This window comes from Neorhizobium sp. BETTINA12A (assembly GCF_023006485.1).
GTDB lineage: Bacteria > Pseudomonadota > Alphaproteobacteria > Rhizobiales > Rhizobiaceae > Neorhizobium.
Map to the genome: position 1 here is coordinate 1 of NZ_JALBGW010000225.1, position 6,162 is coordinate 6,162.

Genomic DNA, 6,162 nt, shown 5'->3' on the forward strand with positions numbered 1-6,162 from the left:
CGTCTCGCCGGAACCGGCGGGCGGGGCGGATTGCAGCTCGTCCTGCGCCTTCCTGGCCGCAGCGGTATCGGCGGCCTGCTTGGCGCGGGCGGCGAGGATTTCGAAGGCAGATTCGCGATCTAGGTCCTCGTCATAGAGGCCGAGCACCGGGCTCTTGTCCATCACCGCCTGCCGTTCCTGGTCGGAAAGCGGGCCGATGCGGCCGGATGGCGGACGCACCAGCGTGCGTTCCACGATCGAAGGCGCACCCTTGCCTTCGAGCGTCGAGACCAGCGCCTCGCCGGTGCCGAGATTGGTGATCGCCGTGGCGCAGTCGAAATCGGGGTTGGGGCGGAACGTATCGGCCGCCGTCTTTACCGCCTTCTGTTCGCGCGGCGTATAGGCGCGCAGCGCGTGCTGCACCCGGTTGCCGAGCTGGGCGAGCACGGTTTCCGGCACGTCGAGCGGGTTCTGGGTGACGAAATAGACGCCGACGCCCTTGGAGCGGATCAGGCGCACGACCTGTTCGACGCGCTCGGTCAGCACCTTTGGCGCGTCGTTGAAGAGCAGATGCGCCTCGTCGAAGAAAAATACCAGCTTCGGCTGTTCCGGATCGCCCACTTCCGGCAGTTCCTCGAACAGTTCGGAGAGCAGCCAAAGAAGGAAGGTCGCGTAAAGCCTCGGGTTCATCATCAGCTTGTCGGCGGCAAGCACCGAAATCTGCCCGTAGCCGGTGTTCGGGTTGGTGCGCATGATGTCTGAAATCTTCAGCGCCGGTTCGCCGAAGAAGTGCTCGGCACCCTGCTGTTCCAGCACCAGCAGCCCGCGCTGGATCGATGCGACCGAGGTTTTCGAGATCAGCCCGAACTGGGAAGACAGCTCTCCCGCATTGTCTGCCATGTAGTTCAGCAGCGACGCGAAATCCTTGAGGTCGAGCAGCGGCAGGTTCGCCTTGTCGGCGATCTTGAAGGCGATGTTGATGACGCCTTCCTGCGGCTCGGACGCATCCATCAGCCGCGACAGCAGGAGCGGCCCCATCTCGGCAATGGTGGTGCGCACCCGATGGCCCTTTTCACCGAACAGATCCCAGAAGATCACCGGGAACTGTTCGAACTCATAGTCCTGGAAACCGATCTGCTCGGCGCGCTTCAGGAGAAAATCCTTGGCCTCGCCCTTCATGGCGATGCCGGAAAGGTCGCCCTTGATGTCGGCGGCGAAGACGGGCACGCCGGCCTTCGAGAACCCTTCGGCGAGCACCTGCAGGCTCACCGTCTTGCCGGTGCCGGTGGCGCCGGTGACGAGACCGTGGCGGTTGCCGAATTTCAGCTCCAGATATTCAGCCTTGTTGAGCGAATCGTCCGGCTTGCGGCTGCCGCCGATGAAGAGCTTTCCCGTATCGTCCATTCGGTTCCATTCCCTGCAAATTCGTGCGGCTATCCGTCCTTAATAGCAATTCCAGGAAAAGTGTGAAGCGGTTTCCCGCCCGGCATCGCATGAAAACAAAAGGATAGAGCCGTTCAGGTCGGCGAGCGTTTTGCGGGCCTGCGATGCTTTTCATTCGTCCATCGCAATGCTCTCACAAAGCTTTTATAAGCTCGCAGCGGACTGGCAACAACGCTTGAGCGTCGAATCCACCGTGAAAATTGCAAAGCCCCCGTGGCTTGAGTTTATTGGATGGTTGTTTTACGTTGACGTGAACGTCAAAACCTTCAGGAGAGATTGATGAACGAACTGGTTTCCCGCGTCGCCGAAAATGTCGGCATTGCCCCTGACGTCGCCGAAAAGGCGATCGGCATGATGCTCGGTTTCCTGCAGCGCGAGGCCGATGACGGCGCGGTTGCCAAGATGATCGAGGCAATTCCCGGCGCTTCCGAACTGGTCGCCAAGTTCAACGGCGAAGGTGCCGGCGGCGGCGGTCTTCTCGGCGGCCTGATGGCAAGCTTCGGCGGCGGCGTCATGGCGCTCGGCCAGCAGCTGATGAGCCAGGGTCTCGGCATGGGCGAGATCACCGGCCTTGCCAAGGAAACCATGGCGGTCGCCCGCGAACACGCCGGCGACGAAGTGGTCGATACGGTCATCGCTTCGGTTCCGGGCCTGTCGCAGTTCGTCTGATCTGCCTCCTTCGACTTTTTCAAGCCGTCGGCCGCGAGGCCGGCGGCTTTTTTTGTCTTAAAGCAATGAGACGGGCGAGGGACCAATCGGATATTGTCGGCACCCTTGCGGGCTTGTCCTCGGTTCCGCACTCCCCATGTCAATGAGAGTAGCCCAGGATGGGAGGTTGCCATGTCCGATGACGACGAGGCCGCCATGGTGCGGATAACGGGAAGGGTGCAAGGCGTCGGTTTCCGTGCCTGGGCCCGTGAGGAGGCGGAACGGCTGGGTTTGACGGGCTGGGTCCGCAACGAGCCGGATGGCTCCGTCCTTGCTTTGCTCGCGGGATCAACCGCCGGCATATCGCAAATGCTCGAGCGTTTCCGGCACGGTCCGCCCGGTGCGTCGGTATCCGGTGCGGAGCGACAACCGGCGACGCTCGCGGAAAAGCCGGTCGGCTTCCGGATCACCAGATGACCCGGCCGATCACCCGGTTTTCCGGTTCTCGGTGGCCGATCTTCCGCGGTTATCCGTCCCAACGGGGCGGCAGTTGTTTCGGCGGCGGCTGCGACAGAAAAGCCATTGACTTTTCATCTTCTAAGGCACATTTCCAAAAGCGAAGTGACGTCCGACCGGGCGCCACTCTTTCAAAGGACAATTGAGATGAACCCCGACAGTCGAAGTTCGACGTCATCATACCGACCCGTTCCTCCGGGGCTCTAGTCCTTCTCGATAAGGATGCGCGCTCCGAAGGGACCGATGGTCCGAAAAAGGAGCCGTCATGCTGCGCATCCATGCCTACGACCTTGATCGCCTTGTTTCCGTCGCCTCCGATGTGCCGGCCGTTGCCGCAGCGCCGGCGCCATCCGATATGTCGGCACCCATAACCTCCGACCTTGCAACGTCCGGCCTTGCAACGCCCGTCCCCGCAAAGCCTCCCGTCGTCTGGTACGACCTTGTCAGCCCCACGTCCGAGGAAGAACGCGCCGTCGGCGAGTGTCTCGGCATTACCGTGCCGACCATGGACGAAATGGAGGACATCGAGCTCTCCGCCCGTCTCTACCAGGAGGACGGCGCCGAGTTCATGACCATGACGGTGCTGACCAGGCCCGATGCAGGCACGCCGCGAAAGGTTCCCGTCACCTTCATCGTCAAGGGCCAGGTCCTGGTCACTGTCCGTTATGCCGAGCCGCGCCCCTTCGATGCCTTCATGGCGCGCGCCCGCAAGCCGAACGGAACGGGCCTGCATTGCAGCTACGGCGAACTGATCATGACGGGGCTGATCGAGGCGATCATCGACCGCATGGCCGATACGCTGGAACGGCTCGGCACCGAGATCGACCAGATTTCCCAGGAGGTCTTCTCGACCAAGGCCGCCAAGGCCAACGCGAAGACGCGCGACCTGCAGGACCTCATCCGCGAGGTCGGTCAGAAGGGTGAGTTCATCACCGTCGTGCGCGAAAGCCTCGTCAGTGTCTCCCGCGTGGTCGCCTATTATGCGGCGCTCGACGGCGTCGACCGCAAGCTGACCAAGGAACTGCGCCAGCGCCTGAAATTGCTGCAGCGGGACGCCACGTCGCTTGGCGATCACTCCGCCTTCCTGTCCGGCAAGATCAATTTCCTGCTGGATGCGACGCTGGGGCTGATCAATCTCGAACAGAACCAGATCATCAAGATCTTCTCGGTCGCCTCCGTCGTCTTCCTGCCGCCGACCCTGGTCGCCTCGATCTACGGCATGAACTTCGCCAACCAGCCGGAACTGCAATGGACCTACGGCTACCATATGGCGATTGCCATGATGATCGTCTCGATGGCCCTGCCGTATCTCTATTTCAAGCGGAAAGGCTGGCTGTGATCAGGGAAAGCCTCCGGATGTTTCCGGGTGCTTCCATCGATCTTCTCGTCAAATGGATTTAGGCAATAAAAATGCGCCGGGAATGACCCGGCGCATAGTTGCATCAAGCAGCTGAAAGCTCAAAGATCCCATTCCGGAGCCAGGTGCCCCGGGTTGACGATGCGGCCGGTCGGTCTGGCGAGTGCGTGGATCGCCTGCATTTCGTCCTCCGACAGGGCGAAATCGAACACGTCGAAGTTTTCCGGCAGGCGGGAAACGGTCGCGGTCTTGGAAAGCGCGATCACGTCCTTCTGCTGGATGGCCCAGCGCAACGTCACCTGCGCGGCCGTCTTGCCGTGCTTGGCGCCGATATCCTTCAAGACTGCGTCACCCGGCACCGCGCCGTTCGCCATCAGGTAATAGGCGGTCAGCGACATGCCGTGCTCGGCGACTTCGGCTAGAACCTTCGTCTGGTCGAGATAGGGATGGTATTCCACCTGGTTGGTGGCAAGGGGCGCATCCGAGAGCTTCGCCGCTTCGGCGATCAGCGCCACGGAAAAATTGGAGACGCCGATATTCTTCACCTTGCCAGCCTTTTTAAGCGCGTTCAACGCACCCATGCGGTCGGCGAGCGGCATTTCGCTCTGCGGCCAGTGGAGGAGAAGCAGGTCGACATAATCAGTCTTCAGCTTGGCGAGGCTCTCGTCGACCGAGGCGATGAAGGCGGAATGGCCGACGCGGTCGACCCAGACCTTGGTGGTGAGAAAGATGTCGGCGCGCGGGATGCCGGACTTGGAAAGCACATCGCCGACGGCTGCCTCGTTCTTGTAGATCTGGGCGGTATCGACATGGCGGAAACCGAGCTTCAGGGCCTCCGGCAGCACGCGGGCGACGTCTTCGTCGGGCATGCGGAAGGTGCCGAAACCGAGGGCGGGAATGTTGGCGCCATTGGCGCTGACTGTGAACATATGGAACTCCTGAAGGGAAAGCCCGGCAAACGGCCGGGCCAAATGAGGCCCGTATTACATGGACCGATTCTGTGACGGATCAACCACCCTGATTTCAGGAGGTGTCAGCCGGCAAGCGGCGGGTTGAGGCGGGCAAAACCTTCCTGGCGCCGATAGGGGAAATGCGGGTAGGGGGCTGTGACGGCGCTGGCCGCATCCAGCTTGCCGATCTGCTCTGTCGTCAGCGACCAGCCGACGGCTCAGAGATTCTGGCGAAGCTGCTCCTCGTTGCGGGCGCCTATGATCACCGAGGACACTGTCGGCCGGCTGACGAGCCAGTTGATCGCCACCTGCGGCACCGTCTTGCCCGTCTCGTCCGCCACCACCTGCAACGCATCGACCACCCGGTAGAGCAGTTCGTCTTCGACAGGCGGGCCGAAATCCGCCGTCTCATGCAGGCGGCTGCCTTCCGGAAGCGGCTTGCCGCGGCTGATCTTGCCGGTGAGGCGTCCCCAGCCGAGCGGGCTCCAGACCAGCGCACCAAGCCCCTGGTCCTGCCCAAGCGGCATCAGGTCCCATTCGTAGTCGCGGCCGACCAGCGAATAATAGACCTGGTTCACGACATAGCGCGTCCAGCCATGTTTCTCGGCGGCGGCGAGCGATTTCATGATCTGCCAGCCGGAGAAGTTCGAGACGCCGATATAGCGCAGCTTGCCATCCTTCACGAGTTGGTCGAGCGTCGAGACGACCTCTTCGACCGGCGTCGAGGCATCGAAGGCGTGCAGCTGGAAGATGTCGATATGGTCGGTGCCGAGCCGTTTCAGGGCGGCATCCACCGCGCCGATCAGCCGGGAGCGGGAGGAGCCCCAGTCGTTCGGCCCGTCGCCGGTCGGCAAGCTGGCCTTGGTGGAGATCAGCACTTGGTCGCGCCGATCCTTGATCGCCTGGCCGAGCACTTCTTCCGAAGCACCGGCCGAATAGACGTCGGCGGTGTCGAACAGGTTGACGCCGGCCTCGAGGCAGATGTCGACGAGGCGGCGGGCTTCCTCGACATCGGTCGTGCCCCAGTGGCTGAACAGCGGGCCGGAGCCGCCGAACGTGCCGGCTCCAAAGCTCAAGACCGGCACTCTGAGGCCGGATTGTCCGAGATTGCGGTATTCCATGGTCGTGATCCTTCGGTGTGTCGGTTATTCGGCCGGGCAGGAGAGGGCGGGTGCGCCGCTGATGGCGGTCTCGCGCTTGTCCAGCCGGATGGCGAAGAGGGCGACGGCAAGCGCTGCAAGCGGCACCAGGCCGGCGATCAGGGTGACC

5 protein-coding genes and 1 pseudogene are annotated in these 6,162 nt (G+C 62.3%); 3 read left to right on the forward strand and 3 right to left on the reverse strand.

Features of this window, described 5'->3' with window-relative positions:
- Positions 1-1,383, reverse strand: a 1,383-nt coding sequence (locus MOV61_RS27640) for a helicase HerA-like domain-containing protein (protein ID WP_247138877.1), incomplete at its 3' end; no start/stop codon positions are given.
- Positions 1,384-1,701: 318 nt separating this feature from the next.
- Here MOV61_RS27640 and MOV61_RS27645 point away from each other — a divergent pair.
- The 3 genes from MOV61_RS27645 to MOV61_RS27655 all read left to right on the forward strand — a co-directional run bounded on the left by MOV61_RS27645 (position 1,702) and on the right by MOV61_RS27655 (position 3,925).
- Positions 1,702-2,091 carry a hypothetical protein gene (locus MOV61_RS27645; protein ID WP_007764435.1) on the forward strand — a complete coding sequence of 130 codons (390 nt, stop codon included), beginning with the start codon at positions 1,702-1,704 and terminating at the stop codon, positions 2,089-2,091.
- 171 nt (positions 2,092-2,262) lie between these two features.
- Positions 2,263-2,547 carry an acylphosphatase gene (locus MOV61_RS27650; protein WP_247138878.1) on the forward strand — a complete coding sequence of 95 codons (285 nt, stop codon included), beginning with the start codon at positions 2,263-2,265 and terminating at the stop codon, positions 2,545-2,547.
- A gap of 304 nt (positions 2,548-2,851) precedes the next feature.
- A complete protein-coding gene (locus MOV61_RS27655) occupies positions 2,852-3,925 on the forward strand; it encodes a magnesium transporter CorA family protein (RefSeq protein ID WP_408962441.1) in 1,074 nt (357 codons plus the stop codon).
- Between the two features lie 119 nt (positions 3,926-4,044).
- On the opposite strand, the gene MOV61_RS27660 is transcribed toward MOV61_RS27655, so the two are convergent.
- Both MOV61_RS27660 and MOV61_RS27665 read right to left on the reverse strand, forming a co-directional pair.
- Positions 4,045-4,872 carry an aldo/keto reductase gene (locus tag MOV61_RS27660; protein WP_247138879.1) on the reverse strand — a complete coding sequence of 276 codons (828 nt, stop codon included), beginning with the start codon at positions 4,870-4,872 and terminating at the stop codon, positions 4,045-4,047.
- A gap of 104 nt (positions 4,873-4,976) precedes the next feature.
- Positions 4,977-6,014, reverse strand: a pseudogene (locus MOV61_RS27665) (aldo/keto reductase).
- Positions 6,015-6,162 lie beyond the last annotated feature (148 nt).